Here is a 16,737-nt window from a genome sequence, read left to right as displayed (position 1 = left end):
CGACCCCACGTTACGAGAAGGTTTTTTTCCCGAAACTTTCTATGTGTCGGCATGTGCTATTCGAAGGGGTAGGTTTGCCGGACTTTGTCGTGTGAACCTCAACTGACTAAACGTTTGGGTGTTCACCAACGTGTAACTTATTATTTGGGTAAGCTTTTAATGAAAACTTTTACAGCTAAACCAGAAACCGTACAGCGCGACTGGTATGTTGTTGACGCGACCGGTAAAACTCTGGGCCGTCTGGCTACTGAACTGGCTCGTCGCCTGCGCGGTAAGCATAAAGCGGAATACACTCCGCACGTTGATACCGGTGATTACATCATCGTTCTGAACGCTGACAAAGTTGCTGTTACCGGCAACAAGCGTACTGACAAAATGTACTACCACCACACCGGCCACATCGGTGGTATCAAAGAAGCGACCTTTGAAGAGATGATTGCCCGCCGTCCTGAGCGTGTGATTGAAATCGCGGTTAAAGGCATGCTGCCAAAAGGCCCGCTGGGTCGTGCTATGTTCCGTAAACTGAAAGTTTACGCAGGCAACGAGCACAACCACGCGGCACAGCAACCGCAAGTTCTTGACATCTAATCGGGATTATAGGCAATGGCTGAAAATCAATACTACGGCACTGGTCGCCGCAAAAGTTCCGCAGCTCGCGTTTTCATCAAACCGGGCAGTGGTAAAATCGTAATCAACCAGCGTTCTCTGGAACAATACTTCGGTCGCGAAACTGCCCGCATGGTAGTTCGCCAGCCGCTGGAACTGGTTGATATGGTAGAAAAACTGGATCTGTACATCACCGTTAAAGGTGGTGGTATCTCCGGTCAGGCAGGTGCGATCCGTCACGGTATCACCCGCGCGCTGATGGAGTACGACGAATCCCTGCGTTCTGAACTGCGTAAAGCTGGCTTCGTTACTCGTGACGCTCGTCAGGTTGAACGTAAGAAAGTGGGTCTGCGTAAAGCACGTCGTCGTCCACAGTTCTCCAAACGTTAATCCATTCTGCTTACGCAGAACGATTGGCGAAAAACCCGCTTCGGCGGGTTTTTTTATGGATAATGCGTAGGTTATCCACAGTAACATTTCATATATCTTCTCTTTTTCCACATTTCCGGAATCCCCTCACCACAAAGCCATCAAAATCTGGTAAACTATCATCCAATTTTCTGCCCAAATATCGGTGAATACTCGATTTTTGTTCGATTCTTGAACAATGTGTCTTCTCTGGGATGGGCGATACATCGTCTGGCTGGCCCCGTTGGGCTGGTAGCAGTAAAAATTCTGAATATACCTGGAGGTTTTCATGGCTGTCGCTGCCAACAAACGTTCGGTAATGACGCTGTTTTCTGGTCCTACTGACATTTATAGCCATCAGGTTCGTATCGTGCTGGCCGAGAAGGGTGTCAGTTTTGAGATCGAGCATGTGGAAAAGGATAACCCGCCTCAGGATCTGATCGATCTCAACCCGAGCCAAAGCGTACCGACGCTGGTGGATCGCGAGCTGACCCTGTGGGAATCCCGTATCATTATGGAATACCTGGATGAGCGTTTCCCGCATCCGCCGCTGATGCCTGTTTATCCTGTTGCGCGTGGTGAAAGCCGCCTGTACATGCAGCGTATCGAGAAAGACTGGTACTCGCTGATGAACGTTATCGTCAACGGTTCCTCTTCTGAAGCGGATGCTGCACGTAAACAGCTGCGTGAAGAGCTGCTGGCGATTGCGCCGGTATTTGGTCAAAAGCCTTTCTTCCTGAGCGACGAGTTCAGCCTGGTGGATTGCTACCTGGCTCCGTTGCTGTGGCGTCTGCCAACCCTGGGCGTAGAGTTCAGCGGCCCTGGCGCGAAAGAGCTGAAAGGCTACATGACTCGCGTCTTTGAGCGCGACTCTTTCCTGGCATCTTTAACTGAACCGGAACGTGAAATGCGTCTCGGCCGAGGCTAATGACTGTGGAAATGTCACAACTTTCACCACGCCGTCCGTATCTGCTGCGCGCCTTCTATGAATGGCTGCTGGATAACCAGCTCACGCCGCACCTGGTTGTGGATGTGACGTTGCCGGGCGTGCTGGTTCCAATGGAATACGCGCGCGACGGACAGATTGTACTGAATATTGCGCCACGCGCAGTGGGTAACCTGGAGCTGGCGAACGACGAAGTGCGCTTTAATGCGCGCTTCGGCGGCGTGCCGCGTCAGGTTTCCGTGCCGCTGGCAGCTGTGCTGGCTATCTACGCCCGTGAAAACGGTGCGGGCACCATGTTTGAGCCGGAAGCGGCTTATGATGAAGAGGTTGCCAGCCTGAATGATGATGAGGCATCCGATGAACGCGAAAGCGACACGGTAATGTCTGTCATCGATGGCGATAAACCCGATCATAATGACGACACCGATCCGGATGACGAGCCACCACCACGCGGTGGTCGTCCCGCACTGCGCGTTGTGAAATAAACAAACAGGCCCGACGGGCCTGTTTTGCTTTCGGTCCCTTTTCGCCCCCTCTAATTTCCTGTGTTATGATGAACTGTTTTCCTTCAATGGCACCGGACTGCAATGAAACCGACTGATCTTAAAGCTGAAAACTCTGATGAAACCATTGGTCGCAGCCTGCGCCGTCGGCCGCTGGCGCGCAAAAAACTGTCTGATATGGTGGAAGAAGAGCTGGAGCAGATGATCCGTCGGAAGGAATTTGCCCAGGGAGAGCAGTTACCCTCCGAGCGCGAACTGATGGAGTTCTTCAACGTGGGTCGCCCCTCGGTGCGCGAAGCGCTGGCGGCGCTAAAGCGTAAAGGGCTGGTGCAGATTAACAACGGTGAACGTGCCCGCGTAACCATGCCGTCTGCCGATACCATCATCAGTGAATTGTCGGGAATGGCGAAAGACTTTCTGACCCAGCCCGGCGGTATTGCCCATTTCGAGCAGCTTCGCCTGTTCTTTGAATCCAGCCTTGTTCGTTATGCCGCAGAATATGCCACTGACGATCAGATTGCGCAGCTCACAAAAGCCCTGGAGATCAACAGCCAGTCCCTGGATGACAACACGCTATTTATTCGTTCCGATGTCGATTTTCACCGCGTGCTGGCGGAGATCCCCGGCAATCCGATCTTCAATGCGATCCACGTTGCGCTGCTTGACTGGTTAATTGCGGCGCGTCCTAAAGTGCCGGACGCAGAGCTTTATCAGCATAATGAAGTCAGCTATCGCCAGCATATCGCAATTGTGGATGCGATCCGCCGCCGCGATCCCGATGAAGCGGATCGGGCGTTGCAAACTCACCTTAACAGCGTCTCCGCCACCTGGCACGCTTTCGGCCATCATTCAAAAGCCAAAAAATAACGATCCTTTAGTGAAGCAGATCGCAATATAAGCGTTCTGTATTCTACTGCTGCTTAATTGATCTGGTATAACAGGTATAAAGGTATGTCGTTATAACAAACACACGATCGATTGAGGTAACTATGGCAACGCAATTACGCGGCGTAATGGCCGCACTCCTGACCCCGTTTAACTCTGAGCAGATGCTGGATAAAGAAAGCCTGCGCCGTCTGGTGCGGTTCAATATTGAACAGGGTATCGATGGGCTGTACGTCGGCGGTTCAACGGGAGAGGCCTTTGTACAGAGCCTTTCGGAACGAGAGCAGGTGATGGAGATTGTGGCGGAAGAGGCGAAGGGGAAAATCACGCTCATCGCCCATGTTGGCTGCGTCAGCACGGCGGAAAGCCAGCAGTTAGCCATGGCCGCCGCCCGCGTCGGTTTTGACGCTGTGTCCGCCGTCACACCGTTTTACTATCCCTTTAGCTTTGAAGAACATTGCGATCATTACCGTGCAATTATTGATTCGGCGGATGGTCTGCCGATGGTGGTCTATAACATTCCGGCGTTAAGCGGCGTGAAGTTAAGCCTGGATCAGATCAACACGCTGGTAACGCTGCCTGGCGTCGGCGCGCTGAAGCAAACCTCCGGCGATCTCTTCCAGATGGAGCAGATCCGTCGTGAACATCCGGATCTGGTGCTCTACAACGGCTATGACGAGATCTTCGCCTCCGGCCTGCTGGCCGGCGCGGACGGGGGGATCGGCAGCACCTACAACATTATGGGCTGGCGCTACCAGGCGATCGCTAAAGCGGTTCGTGAAGGGGATAACGCCACCGCACAGCGCCTGCAAAGCGAATGCAACACGGTGATCGATCTGCTGATTAAAGCCGGGGTGTTCCGTGGTCTGAAAACGGTTCTGCACTATATGGACGTGGTATCCGTGCCGCTGTGCCGTAAGCCGTTTGCCCCTGTGGATGAAAAATTCGTGCCAGCGCTGAAAGCGCTGGCGGAGCAGCTAATGGCGGAAAAACGCTAACGCATAGCCGGGGGCGCTTCGCCTTATCCGGCCTACAAAAACATGCTACGTAGGCCGGATAAGGCGCAGCCGCCATCCGGCAAAACGACAGAGAAATCGTCGGGAGAGTGAAATGAGTAAGTCTACCCAAAGCATCCCGTGGTACCGCCATCTTACCCGTCCTCAGTGGCGCGCCTTCTCCGCCGCCTGGCTGGGATATCTGCTTGATGGCTTCGATTTTGTATTGATAGCCTTAGTCCTGACAGAAATAAAAAGCGAGTTTGCCCTGACGACAGTGGAAGCGGCGAGCCTGATTTCGGCGGCCTTTATATCGCGCTGGTTCGGCGGCCTGCTGCTGGGCGCCATGGGCGACCGCTATGGCCGCAAGCTGGCGATGATCACCAGCATCGTGCTCTTTTCCTGCGGTACGCTGGCCTGCGGTTTTGCGCCGGGTTACGTCACCCTGTTTATCGCCCGCATGGTGATAGGCATGGGGATGGCGGGGGAATATGGCTCCAGCGCAACCTATGTGATTGAAAGCTGGCCAAAGCACCTGCGCAACAAGGCGAGTGGTTTTCTGATTTCCGGTTTCTCCGTCGGCGCCGTGGTTGCGGCCCAGGTCTACAGCCTTGTCGTGCCCGTCTGGGGCTGGCGGGCGCTGTTCTTTATCGGCATTCTGCCCATCGTCTTTGCCCTGTGGCTGCGGAAAAATATTCCGGAAGCTGAGGACTGGAAAGCGAAGCACGAAGGCAAAGCCCCGGTGCGCACCATGGTTGATATTCTGTATCGCGGCAAATACCGCATCATCAATATGGCGATGACGCTGTTTGCCGGTACGGCGCTGTGGTTCTGTTTTGCAGGCGAACTCAACAACGCGGGGCTGGTCGTTATTCTCGGCCTGCTGTGCGCCATCGTCTTTATCAGCTTTATGGTGCAAAGCAGCGGTAAACGCTGGCCGACGGGCGTCACGTTGATGGTTGTCGTGCTCTTCGCCTTTCTCTACTCCTGGCCGATTCAGGCGCTATTACCCACTTATCTGAAAACCGACCTGGCCTATGATCCCTCAACGGTGGCGAAGGTGCTGTTCTTTAGCGGCTTCGGCGCGGCAGTAGGCTGCTGCGTGGGTGGTTTTCTCGGTGACTGGCTTGGCACCCGCAAGGCCTATGTCTGTAGCCTGTTGGCCTCACAGCTCCTGATTGTTCCCGTCTTTGCGATCGGCGGCGCCAATGTCTGGGTGTTGGGCTTGTTACTCTTTTTCCAGCAGATGCTGGGGCAGGGGATCTCCGGGATCTTACCCAAACTCATCGGCGGCTATTTCGATACCGACCAGCGTGCGGCGGGTCTGGGCTTTACCTACAACGTTGGCGCGTTGGGCGGCGCGATTGCCCCGGTGATTGGCGCGCTGCTGTCGCAGGATATGGCGCTGGGCACGGCCCTGGGATCGCTCTCTTTTGGCCTGACGTTTGTGGTGATCTTGCTTATTGGTCTGGATATGCCCTCCCGCGTTCAGCGCTGGATCAGGCCAGAAGCCCTGCGTACGCATGACGCTATTGACGGTAAACCTTTCAGCGGAGCCGTCCCGTTTGGCGGCGATAAAAGCGCTTTAGCGAAAAGCAAAAGTTAATCCGCTTGCCCGGACCTGTACCGGGCACATTCGTAAGGGATGAAGTATGTCACAACGGGATAAAAACATTTCCGAGCGGGGCGGTGCTATGACGACACTGGCGATAGACATAGGTGGAACTAAACTTGCCGCCGCCCTGGTGGATGACGGTTTACAGATCCACGCGCGACGCGAATGCCCTACGCCCGCCAGTAAGACGCCTGACGCACTGCGTGAGGCGCTGGCTGAGCTGGTCAAGCCGTTACAGACCCAGGCAACGCGTGCGGCCATTGCCTCAACCGGAATCATTCAGGACGGCAATCTGCTGGCGATTAACCCGCAAAATCTCGGAGGATTGCACCATTTTCCGCTGGTGCAGACGCTCGAAGACATTGCTGGTTTGCCGACCCTGGCGATCAATGATGCTCAGGCTGCGGCATGGGCGGAATATCACGTTAGTGCGAAGGAAATTAAAGACATGGTATTCCTGACTGTTTCAACGGGCGTGGGGGGCGGCGTAGTCAGTAACGGGAAACTCGTGACCGGAAGCGGCGGACTGGCAGGGCATCTTGGGCATACGCTCGCCGATCCAAACGGCCCGCAATGCGGCTGTGGTCGCGTGGGGTGCGTGGAAGCCATCGCGTCTGGTCGCGGTATTGCCGCCGCAGCCAGGGGAGAGCTTGCAGGATGCGATGCAAAAACGATTTTTGCGCGCGCGGCAGAGGGAAATAAACAGGCGGCGGAACTGGTCCAACGTTCTGCACAGGTACTGGCGCGGCTTATTGCCGACACGAAAGCGGTGATGGACTGCCAGCGCGTGGTGATTGGCGGCAGCATCGGGCTGGCAGGAGGGTATCTGGCGCGGGTCCGCGCGTATCTTGAGGAGCATCCTTCTGTTTATCACGTTGAATTAACCGCCGCGCACTATCGACACGATGCGGGCTTACTGGGCGCGGCGCTGTTAGCTCAGGGAGAAAGATGATGTTTTTTGGTGAGATTCGGACGCTTCCCTCCACGGGGTTGCATCCCGTTCTTCTGGAGGCGCTAACCCTCGCGCTGACTGCCCGTCCGCTGGAAAAAGCGGCAGGACGTTATGAGCTTCGCGGTGAGGATATCTTCATGAACGTGATGACGTTTGCCACGCAGTTTCCAGACCAGAAGAAAGCGGAACTGCATGAGCAATATATTGATATCCAGGTGTTATTGACGGGAGAAGAGCGCATCCTCTTTGGCGTGACGGGCTCGGCACGCCAGCGTGAAGATTTTCATCCTGAAGAAGATTATCAGTTGTGCAGTGAGATTGCAGGTGAACAGTGTGTCACCCTCCGGCCGGGGATGTGCGCCGTATTTATGCCGGGAGAGCCACATAAGCCAGGATGCGCAATCCTTGAGCCAGGCGAGATAAAGAAAGTCGTGGTGAAGGTACGCGCCCGCTTGCTGGATACGTAGTTTATAGGCCTGATGGCGCTTCGCTTATCAGGCCTGCGGGCATAACGTAATTTGCAGGCCGGATAAGGCGCAGCCGCCATCCGGCAATGTTATTCGATATTCTGGCGCTTAAACGTCACCGCTTCCGGCTGCGTCAGGTGCAAGGTTGTCTGGCTGGGCACCGTCTCGGCAATCACCTTGCCGTGGCGAACAGAGTATCGTGCCGGCGTCTGGCGACGAACTGCATCAAACCCATTCTCTGCCGGGAGAATCACCAGGTTTGCTGTATTCCCAACGCGCACGCCATAGTCCTGCAAATCGAGCGTTTTCGCGCTGTGGGTAGTGATCAGGTTAAGCCCATCATTTATTTGCCCGTAACCCATCAGTTGGCAAACGTGCAGCCCCATATGCAGAACCTGAAGCATATTCGCGGTTCCCAGCGGATACCACGGATCGAAAACGTCGTCATGACCAAAGCAGACGTTGATCTCCGCTTCCAGCATTTCTTTGACGCGTGTGATGCCTCGGCGTTTGGGATAGGTATCGAAACGGCCCTGCAAATGCGTGTTAACCAGCGGGTTTGCCACGAAGTTAATGCCTGACATTTTTAACAGGCGGAACAGTCGGGACGTATACGCGCCATTATAGGAGTGCATCGCCGTGGTATGGCTGGCGGTCACGCGTGAACCCATTCCGTCACGATGTGCCAGTGCGGCAACGGTTTCAACGAAGCGCGATTGTTCATCATCAATTTCATCACAGTGGACATCGATCAGTCGGTCGTACTTTCTGGCCAGGGAAAACGTTTTATGCAGCGACTCAACGCCATATTCACGCGTAAATTCAAAGTGGGGGATTGCGCCGATGACATCCGCCCCTAAACGCACGGCTTCCTCAAGCAGTTCTTCACCGTTCGGATAAGAAAGAATGCCTTCCTGCGGGAATGCCACAATTTGCATATCGACCCACGGGGCGACTTCCTGCTTCACCTCCAGCATGGCTTTCAGTGCCGTAAGGGTGGGGTCCGAGACGTCAACGTGTGTACGTACGTACTGAATGCCGTTGGCGATTTGCCACTTCAGGGTCTGCATCGCGCGAGTTTTAACGTCTTCGTGGGTAAGCATCGCCTTGCGTTCGGCCCAGCGCTCGATTCCCTCGAAAAGCGTGCCGGACTGGTTCCAGTTCGGTTCACCCGCCGTTTGCGTTGTATCCAGATGGATATGCGGCTCGATGAAAGGAGGGATAACCAGCCCGCATTCGGCGTCCAGCACCTGACCGACTGGCGCAGAGGCGATTTCCTGAGGATCGATACGGCTGAAGCGTCCGTCCTCAATCGTGATTTGCCATAAACCCTCTTGCCCCTGCAAACGGGCCTGACGGATAGTGAGGGAATTATTCTGCATGGGAAACCTCCGAAGGATTAGCAAGGGTACGTTTGGCGAATGGGTTTAACACCAAATAGCTGAAGACGCCACCCAATACTGCGTTAACGGGGACAATTCCCGGAATGTAGTGCCCGGCAGCAACACCCAGGGCAACCGAGAAAATGGCAATCCAGTTAACGGACACAAATTTTGCGTGGTCGAAGCTGGCATAGCGGCGGCGATTAATCAGGTAGTCGGCGATAATCACCCCGCCAACCGGCGGAATCGCTGCCGACAAAAAGGTCAGCCAGCCAACGAAGTTGTTGTATAGCCACAGCGCGCACAGCGTACCGATAATGCCATTAACCACCGACAGCGTACGGCTGGAAAGGCCAGTAATATTGGCGAAACCCAAACCAGAGGCGTACAACGCGTTGTCATTGGTGGTCCAGATATTCAGGCCAAGAACGACAATGGCCGGCAGCAGCAGTCCCTGGGCGATCATCACGTCAGAAATATCGGCCTGTCCTACGGCGGCAGCGCCTGCCGCACCGAAGATAAACATCAGCGAGTTGCCAAGGAAAAATGCCACCATCGCCACCAGAACGGCACCTTTGGCATTGCGGCCAAAGCGGACGAAGTCGGCGGTCAGCGTGCCTGCGCTGATAAACGAGCCTACGACCAGCGCCAGCGCGCTGGAAAAGTTGAGCGGCGTCTGCGGCACAATGGATTTGAGGTGGTCCAATCCTCCCACGCCGTCCACCGCCAGCCAGACGGAGTAGCTACCCAGGATGACGATAGCGGGTACGGCGATGATGGATAAAATCGTCAGTGCCGAGATGCCAAAAAAAATGGTTAACGTCATCAACAGGCCGGAAACTGCAATCAGGATGTTCACGTCGATGCCCGTGGCTTTACTCACCGGGATGGCAAACATCGCTACGCCGACGCCAAACCACCCTACCTGCGTACCGCCTAAAAGCATGGAGGGAAGCCAGGAACCTTTTATACCGAACGAGTAACGCGCAAGAAGATGGGTTGAGAGGCCGGTTTTTGCGCCAATGTAGCCAAGAAAAGCAGTGTAAATACCGAGGAGGAGATTGCCGAAGAGAACTGCGAGGAAGAAATCATTATAGGAAAGACCGGTACCGAGCGTGCCTCCGGTCCACATACTGGCGGAAAAAAACGTTAACCCTAACATCACAAAAGTGAGTGGAACCACGCCTTTCCGCGCCGCCAGAGGGACGGGGCCCTGGCTATAATTGTTATCTTGCGACACAACGCCTCCTTGAATTTTGGCCAAAAAATCCGCCGCATAATATACATTTTTTTCACGAAAGCAAACGTTTACGTCGGGATTTACGCTGCTTTTTTGCTTAAAAAGGCACCATTAACTTAAGGGTAGGCTACTGAAAACAGGCTCCCCAGCGTTCCGCTTTATGCTTCTGCCGGGGAGTCAGAGGGGCTTACACTTCCAGGAAGTTCATGATCCCGTCAGCCGCTTTACGGCCTTCGGCAATCGCCGTGACCACCAGGTCAGAGCCGCGAACGATGTCGCCACCGGCGAAGATTTTCGGGTTGCTGGTCTGGAACGCGTTATCGCTGCCTTCTGGCGCAATGATGCGGCCCTGAGAGTCCAGCTCTACGCTGTGCTTCGCCAGCCACTCCATGCTGTGAGGACGAAAACCAAACGCCATCACCACGGCGTCAGCCGGGATCACGTGTTCAGAACCGGCCACGATCTCCGCGCGACGACGGCCTTTCGCATCTGGCGCACCCATCTCCGTGCGCGCCATCTTCACGCCGCTCACTTTACCGTTGGCATTCACTTCAATACCCAGAGGCTGGATGTTGAACTGGAACTCGACGCCCTCTTCACGTGCGTTTTTCACTTCGCGCTTAGAGCCCGGCATGTTCTCTTCGTCACGACGGTAGGCACAGATGACATGCGCCGCATTCTGGCGAATGGAGGTACGCACGCAGTCCATCGCGGTATCACCGCCGCCCAGCACCACCACGCGTTTGCCTTCCATGCTGACGAACGGCTCATCGGCGGTCTCGCCGTAGCCCATTAGCTGTTTGGTATTCGCAATCAGGAACGGCAGCGCGTCGTACACGCCTGGCGCATCTTCGTTCTCCAGACCACCGCGCATGGACTGATAAGTGCCTACGCCAAGGAACACGGCGTCGTAATCTTTCAGCAGGTCGTCGAGCTGCACGTCGCGGCCCACTTCGGTGTTGAGTTTGAACTCAATGCCCATGCCGGTGAAGATTTCGCGGCGGCGGGTCATCACCTCTTTCTCCAGCTTGAAGGCCGGGATACCGAAGGTCAGCAGGCCGCCAATCTCCGGGTGGCGATCAAAGACCACCGCCTTCACGCCGTTACGGGTCAGCACGTCCGCACAGGCCAGGCCTGCCGGGCCCGCGCCGATAATCGCTACGCGCTTGTCGGTTTGACGCACACCGGTCATATCCGGGCGCCAGCCCATCTCGAACGCTTTATCGTTGATATAGCGTTCGATGTTGCCGATGGTTACCGCGCCAAACTCGTCGTTCAGCGTACAGGAGCCTTCACACAGACGATCCTGAGGGCACACGCGGCCGCACACTTCCGGCAGGGTGTTGGTCTGATGAGACAGCTCGGCGGCTTCAAAAATACGCCCTTCGTTGGCCAGCTTCAGCCAGTTCGGGATGTAGTTATGGACCGGACACTTCCATTCGCAGTAAGGGTTACCGCAGGACAGGCAGCGGTCTGCCTGTGCTTTGGCCTGGCCTTCTGAAAACGGCTCATAGATTTCAACAAATTCAATTTTACGGATCTTCAGCGGTTTCTTTGGCGGATCAACACGCTGAAGGTCGATAAACTGGTAAACGTTCTGGCTCATCTGAATTCCTTACTGCGCCTGCACGCGCAGCTCTGCTGCGCTACGACTACGGTGACCCAACAGGGCTTTAACATCGCTGGACTTCGGCTTCACCAGCGCGAATTTCGCAGAGAACGCCGGCCAGTTGGCCAGGATCTCTTCGCCGCGCGAAGAACCGGTATGCTGCACGTGTTCGGTAATTAAACCGCGCAGGTGTTCTTCGTGGATGGCCAGCGTATCAACGTCCAGCACTTCCACTAGCTCCGGGTTCACGCGTTTGCGGAACTCACCGTCTTCATCCAGGACGTAGGCAAAACCGCCCGTCATGCCCGCGCCAAAGTTCACGCCGGTTTTACCCAGGACGCACACAATTCCGCCCGTCATGTATTCACAGCCGTTATCGCCGATGCCTTCCACCACGGTGATGGCGCCGGAGTTACGCACCGCAAAACGTTCGCCCGCACGGCCCGCGGCAAACAGACGACCGCCGGTTGCGCCGTACAGACAGGTATTGCCGATGATGCTCGCTTCATGGCTGCGGAAGGCTGAACCAACCGGAGGACGCACCGCCAGCAGACCGCCCGCCATGCCTTTTCCGACGTAGTCGTTGGCATCGCCGGTCAGGTATAACTCAACTCCGCCTGCGTTCCACACGCCGAAGCTCTGACCCGCGGTACCGCTGAAGTGCGCGGTAATCGGATCCGACGCCAGACCCTGGTCACCGTGCGTTTGCGCGATGTAACCGGAGAGGGACGCACCCACGGAACGGTCGGTGTTGCGGATATCAAACCAGAACGTTTTGCTCTGCTTCTCATCCACATACGGCTTCGCCTGTTGCAGCAGCTGTGCGTTCAGCACGCCGTTGTCGAACGGCGGGTTGTTCTCGGTACAGTAAACCGCTTTGCCAGGATGCGGCTGAGCGGTTTCCAGCAGCTTAGACAGCTCCAGCTTCTGCTGCTTGGCCGTGAAGCCCTCAAGCTCTTTCAGCAGGTCGGTACGGCCAATCAGGTCTACCAGACGCTTCACGCCCAGCTGCGCCATCAGCTCGCGGGTTTCACGGGCGATGAAGTCAAAGTAGTTGGTCACTTTGAACGGCAGGCCGTGGTAGTGATTCTTACGCAGCTTTTCGTCCTGGGTAGCCACGCCCGTTGCACAGTTGTTCAGGTGGCAAATACGCAGGTATTTACAGCCGAGCGCAACCATTGGGCCGGTACCAAAGCCGAAGCTTTCCGCTCCCAGAATCGCCGCTTTGATGATGTCGAGGCCGGTTTTCAGCCCGCCGTCCACCTGCAAACGGATCTTGTGACGCAGGCCGTTAGCGACCAGCGCCTGCTGGGTTTCCACCAGGCCAAGCTCCCACGGACAACCCGCGTATTTCACGGAGGAGAGCGGGCTTGCGCCGGTGCCGCCGTCGTAACCGGCGATAGTGATTAGATCCGCATAGGCTTTCGCCACGCCGGTGGCGATAGTGCCAACACCCGGTTCGGAAACCAGCTTCACGGAGATCATCGCTTTCGGGTTGACCTGTTTCAGGTCGAAAATCAGCTGCGCCAGATCCTCGATAGAGTAGATATCGTGGTGCGGCGGCGGGGAGATCAGCGTCACGCCCGGCACTGAATAGCGAAGCTTAGCGATGTATGGGGTGACTTTATCACCCGGCAGCTGACCGCCTTCACCCGGTTTCGCACCCTGCGCGACTTTAATCTGAATCACGTCGGCGTTAACCAGGTACGCAGGCGTTACGCCAAAGCGACCAGACGCCACCTGCTTAATACGGGACACTTTATTGGTGCCGTAGCGGGCCGGATCTTCACCGCCTTCCCCGGAGTTGGAGTTGCCGCCGATGCTGTTCATGGCTTCCGCCAGCGCTTCGTGCGCTTCCGGGCTCAGCGCGCCGATAGACATCGCCGCGGTGTCGAAACGTTTGAACAGCTCAGACGCGGGTTCAACCTCGTCAATGCTGACCGCTTCATCACCCGGATTGAGGGCAATGAGATCGCGCAGCGTCGCTGCCGGACGGTTGTTCACCAGCTCTGCATACTGCTGATAATCGCTGTACTCGCCGCTCTGCACTGCCTGTTGCAGCGTGCGCACCACGTCCGGGTTATAAGCGTGATACTCACCCCCGTGGACATATTTCAGCAGGCCGCCCTGTTCCAGCGGCTTACGTGCCAGCCAGGCGCGTTTCGACAGGTTCACCAGATCCTGCTGGAAGTCAGCAAAACCGGCGCCGCCGATACGGCTGATCACGCCCTGGAAGCAGAGGTTGGCGACGTCGTCATGCAGGCCGACTGCTTCAAACAGCTTCGAGCAGCGGTAAGAGGCGATGGTCGAGATGCCCATTTTGGACATGATTTTGTACAGACCTTTGTTGATGCCGTTACGGTAGTTCAGCATCACGGCGCGGTAGTCTTTGTCGATCGCGCGGGTATCTACCAGGCGGGCCAGCGTTTCGTAGGCCAGATACGGGTAGATTGCCGTGGCGCCAAAGCCTAACAGCACCGCAAAGTGGTGCGGGTCGCGCGCGCTCGCGGTTTCAACGATGATGTTGGCGTCGCAGCGCAGGCTCTTGTCCACCAGACGCGTCTGGATAGCCCCCACCGCCATGGGTGCAGGCACCGGCAGACGGTTTTTCGCGATGTTGCGGTCAGACAGCACCAGCAGAACGGTGCCGTTACGCACCATCTGCTCGGCTTTATCGCACAGCGCGTTCACCGTCTCTTCGAGGCTCGTTTCGGTCACGTCGAAGGTGATATCGAGCGTGTCGGCGCGATAGTGCTCCTCGGTCATGGTGGTGAGCTGTTTGAAATCGGAGTACAGCAGGATCGGTGATTTAAAGGTCAGACGGTGCGCCTGGCCTTCAGCTTCACAGAAGACGTTCATCTCACGGCCGATGCTGGTGGCCAGCGACATGACGTGGGCTTCGCGCAGCGGATCGATTGGCGGGTTAGTGACCTGCGCAAACTGCTGACGGAAGTAGTCATAAATAATGCGTGGCTGGCTGGAGAGCACGGCAAACGGGGTATCGTCACCCATTGAGCCGACCGCTTCCTGGCCGTTTTCACCGAGCACGCGGATAACCGAGTCCAGCTCTTCCGCGCTGTAGTTAAACTGCTTCTGGAAGCTCGCGAGGGTGTCATCGTCCAGCTCGCGGCTGCCCACTTCTTCGTCCGACAGATCTTCAAACGGCACCAGACGACGCACGTTTTTCTCCATCCACTCTTTGTACGGATGGCGGCTCTTCAGATCGTTGTCGGTTTCGGCGGAATGCAGAATACGCCCACCGCGGGTGTCGATCACCATCAGCTCGCCCGGTCCGACGCGGCCTTTCTCGACCACTTCGTCTGGCTGGTAATCCCAGATCCCGACTTCAGAGGCACAGGTGATGAGCTTGTCTTTGGTAATAACGTAGCGCGCCGGACGCAGACCATTACGGTCCAGGTTACAGGCGGCAAAACGACCGTCGGACATAACGATGCCCGCCGGGCCGTCCCACGGCTCCATGTGCATGGAGTTAAAGTCGAAGAACGCGCGCAGCTCAGGGTCCATATCCGGGTTGTTCTGCCAGGCCGGTGGCACGAGCAGACGCATGGCGCGCACGATGTCCATCCCGCCCGCCAGCAGCAGTTCCAGCATGTTATCCATGGAGCTGGAGTCCGAGCCGGTTTCGTTCACGAACGGCGCGGCATCGTGCAGGTCCGGGATCAGCGGCGTCTGGAATTTATAGGTACGGGCGCGGGCCCACTGGCGGTTGCCGGTGATGGTGTTGATCTCGCCGTTATGCGCCAGGTAGCGGAACGGCTGCGCCAGCGGCCAGCGTGGAACGGTGTTGGTGGAGAAGCGCTGGTGGAACAGGCAAATGGCCGATTCCAGACGCAGATCCGCCAGGTCCAGGTAGAAGCGCGGCAGGTCAGCCGGCATACACAGACCTTTATAGATGTTCACCAGGTTAGAGAGGCTACAGACGTAGAACTCTTTATCGTCCTGAAGACGTTTTTCAATGCGGCGGCGGGCGATAAACAGACGGCGTTCCATATCACGCGGACGCCAGCCCGCAGGCGCGTTGACAAAAATCTGTTCAATACGAGGCAGCGAGGAGAGGGCGATTTCACCGAGCACCCCTTCGTTGGTTGGCACATCGCGCCAGCCGACGATCGACAGGGTTTCACGCTGAAGTTCTTCTTCAACGATGCGGCGTGAGGCGGCAGCTTTTTCAGGATCCTGATTCAGGAACAGCATACCGACAGCGTAGTTTTTGGCTAAACGCCAGCCGCGCTCTTCCGCTACGATACGGAAGAAACGATCCGGTTTTTGCAGCAGCAGGCCGCAACCGTCGCCGGTTTTACCATCGGCAAGGATGGCGCCACGGTGCTGCATACGGGCCAGTGCGTGAATAGCAGTACGCACTACCTTGTGGCTAGGTTCGCCTTCTATGTGGGCGATCAGGCCGAAACCACAGTTATCCTTCTCAAGGGATTTATCGTACAACATATCAGTGAACCTCCCCAGGCTCGTCGGGCTTCCCACTGAACTTTACCGTGGCGCACAGGCGCAGAAAGAGCATGGCGACGGGGTTAGCGTTTCATACGCGGACCTCGCATTCGCCCTCTTTTTCATCCTTTCGCGCAGGTAAACAAGTTTGAGGACTTGCTTCAGAGGGAATCTCAATTACTGCATAAATATGATGAGCAGGCCGCTCATCCAGAAAGCTTCCAGCGGATTTCCAACTTATCGGGAATTGGTACACAGGTCAAATGGCAATCTTATTTATACAAAAATGTGCTAAAGCGTAGTTATCTTTTTGTTTTTAATATGTATTTAACTATTTTTACAACCACTTAAAGCACCGGGGAGGTGCAGGGGAGTGTGATCTGACTCACTATATGAAAGCGGTATTATCGATGCAGCGTGCTGAAATGCAGATTTATAGCAGAATATTAATCTGGTGTTGCATTCAAACCCGCATAAAATCACTGTTTTTCAGTCCTGGCGCTATAAATGAAAAAAACCATCAGAACATAAGGAAAAGTAATTACGTACAGGGTGAATGAAATCTCGGTAATCGTGATTATTTATTCAAACAGATAAAGGCCGTCCAGGGCGATTGATCCAGGTCATCGCCGACAGAGGCTAAAAATGGCAGGCTTGTCCCC

General features: G+C 55.8%; 13 protein-coding genes. 9 read left to right on the top strand and 4 right to left on the bottom strand.

Annotated features, from left to right (window positions below; all coding sequences use genetic code 11):
• Nucleotides 1–159: 159 nt before the first annotated feature.
• The 9 genes from rplM to nanQ all read left to right on the top strand — a co-directional run bounded on the left by rplM (nt 160) and on the right by nanQ (nt 7,377).
• Entirely contained in the window at nt 160–588 is a 429-nt protein-coding gene (rplM, locus tag L379_RS02805) for a 50S ribosomal protein L13 (protein ID WP_003860434.1), read from the top strand.
• 15 nt (nt 589–603) lie between these two features.
• A complete protein-coding gene (rpsI, locus tag L379_RS02810) occupies nt 604–996 on the top strand; it encodes a 30S ribosomal protein S9 (protein ID WP_003860436.1) in 393 nt (130 codons plus the stop codon).
• A 307-nt stretch (nt 997–1,303) separates the two neighbouring features.
• Nucleotides 1,304–1,942: a stringent starvation protein SspA gene (gene sspA / locus L379_RS02815; RefSeq protein ID WP_003860438.1), complete on the top strand. Its 639-nt coding sequence runs from the start codon at nt 1,304–1,306 to the stop codon at nt 1,940–1,942.
• Between the two features lie 5 nt (nt 1,943–1,947).
• Nucleotides 1,948–2,445 (top strand): ClpXP protease specificity-enhancing factor, encoded by a 498-nt coding sequence (sspB, locus tag L379_RS02820; protein WP_026080566.1) that lies wholly within the window; start codon nt 1,948–1,950, stop codon nt 2,443–2,445.
• Between the two features lie 102 nt (nt 2,446–2,547).
• Complete coding sequence (gene nanR, locus L379_RS02825; RefSeq protein ID WP_032655261.1) at nt 2,548–3,330, top strand: transcriptional regulator NanR; 783 nt, start codon at nt 2,548–2,550, stop codon at nt 3,328–3,330.
• Between the two features lie 122 nt (nt 3,331–3,452).
• Complete coding sequence (nanA, locus tag L379_RS02830) at nt 3,453–4,346, top strand: N-acetylneuraminate lyase (protein WP_015572001.1); 894 nt, start codon at nt 3,453–3,455, stop codon at nt 4,344–4,346.
• Nucleotides 4,347–4,458: 112 nt separating this feature from the next.
• Nucleotides 4,459–5,949: an MFS transporter gene (locus L379_RS02835; protein WP_032655258.1), complete on the top strand. Its 1,491-nt coding sequence runs from the start codon at nt 4,459–4,461 to the stop codon at nt 5,947–5,949.
• 88 nt (nt 5,950–6,037) lie between these two features.
• Entirely contained in the window at nt 6,038–6,910 is an 873-nt protein-coding gene (locus tag L379_RS02840) for an N-acetylmannosamine kinase (RefSeq protein ID WP_015571999.1), read from the top strand.
• On the top strand, nt 6,910–7,377 hold the full coding sequence (gene nanQ / locus L379_RS02845) for an N-acetylneuraminate anomerase (protein ID WP_032655733.1): 468 nt from the start codon (nt 6,910–6,912) through the stop codon (nt 7,375–7,377). The genes L379_RS02840 and nanQ overlap by 1 nt, the downstream gene beginning before the upstream one ends.
• 89 nt (nt 7,378–7,466) lie before the next feature.
• Here the strand turns inward: nanQ and L379_RS02850 are convergent, their stop codons facing one another.
• The 4 genes from L379_RS02850 to gltB all read right to left on the bottom strand — a co-directional run bounded on the left by L379_RS02850 (nt 7,467) and on the right by gltB (nt 16,075).
• Nucleotides 7,467–8,759 carry a cytosine deaminase gene (locus L379_RS02850; protein WP_032655255.1) on the bottom strand — a complete coding sequence of 431 codons (1,293 nt, stop codon included), beginning with the start codon at nt 8,757–8,759 and terminating at the stop codon, nt 7,467–7,469.
• Nucleotides 8,749–9,999, bottom strand: coding sequence for a cytosine permease (codB, locus tag L379_RS02855; RefSeq protein WP_017693905.1), 1,251 nt, complete (start codon nt 9,997–9,999; stop codon nt 8,749–8,751). The genes L379_RS02850 and codB overlap by 11 nt, the downstream gene beginning before the upstream one ends.
• 187 nt (nt 10,000–10,186) lie before the next feature.
• On the bottom strand, nt 10,187–11,605 hold the full coding sequence (gene gltD / locus L379_RS02860) for a glutamate synthase subunit GltD (protein WP_017382721.1): 1,419 nt from the start codon (nt 11,603–11,605) through the stop codon (nt 10,187–10,189).
• 9 nt (nt 11,606–11,614) lie between these two features.
• Complete coding sequence (gene gltB, locus L379_RS02865; protein WP_017382722.1) at nt 11,615–16,075, bottom strand: glutamate synthase large subunit; 4,461 nt, start codon at nt 16,073–16,075, stop codon at nt 11,615–11,617.
• Nucleotides 16,076–16,737: the final 662 nt, after the last annotated feature.

Source organism: Enterobacter sp. MGH 33, assembly GCF_000534535.1.
Taxonomy (GTDB): domain Bacteria; phylum Pseudomonadota; class Gammaproteobacteria; order Enterobacterales; family Enterobacteriaceae; genus Enterobacter; species Enterobacter hormaechei_C.
This window is presented reverse-complemented; position numbering and strand designations above follow the sequence as displayed.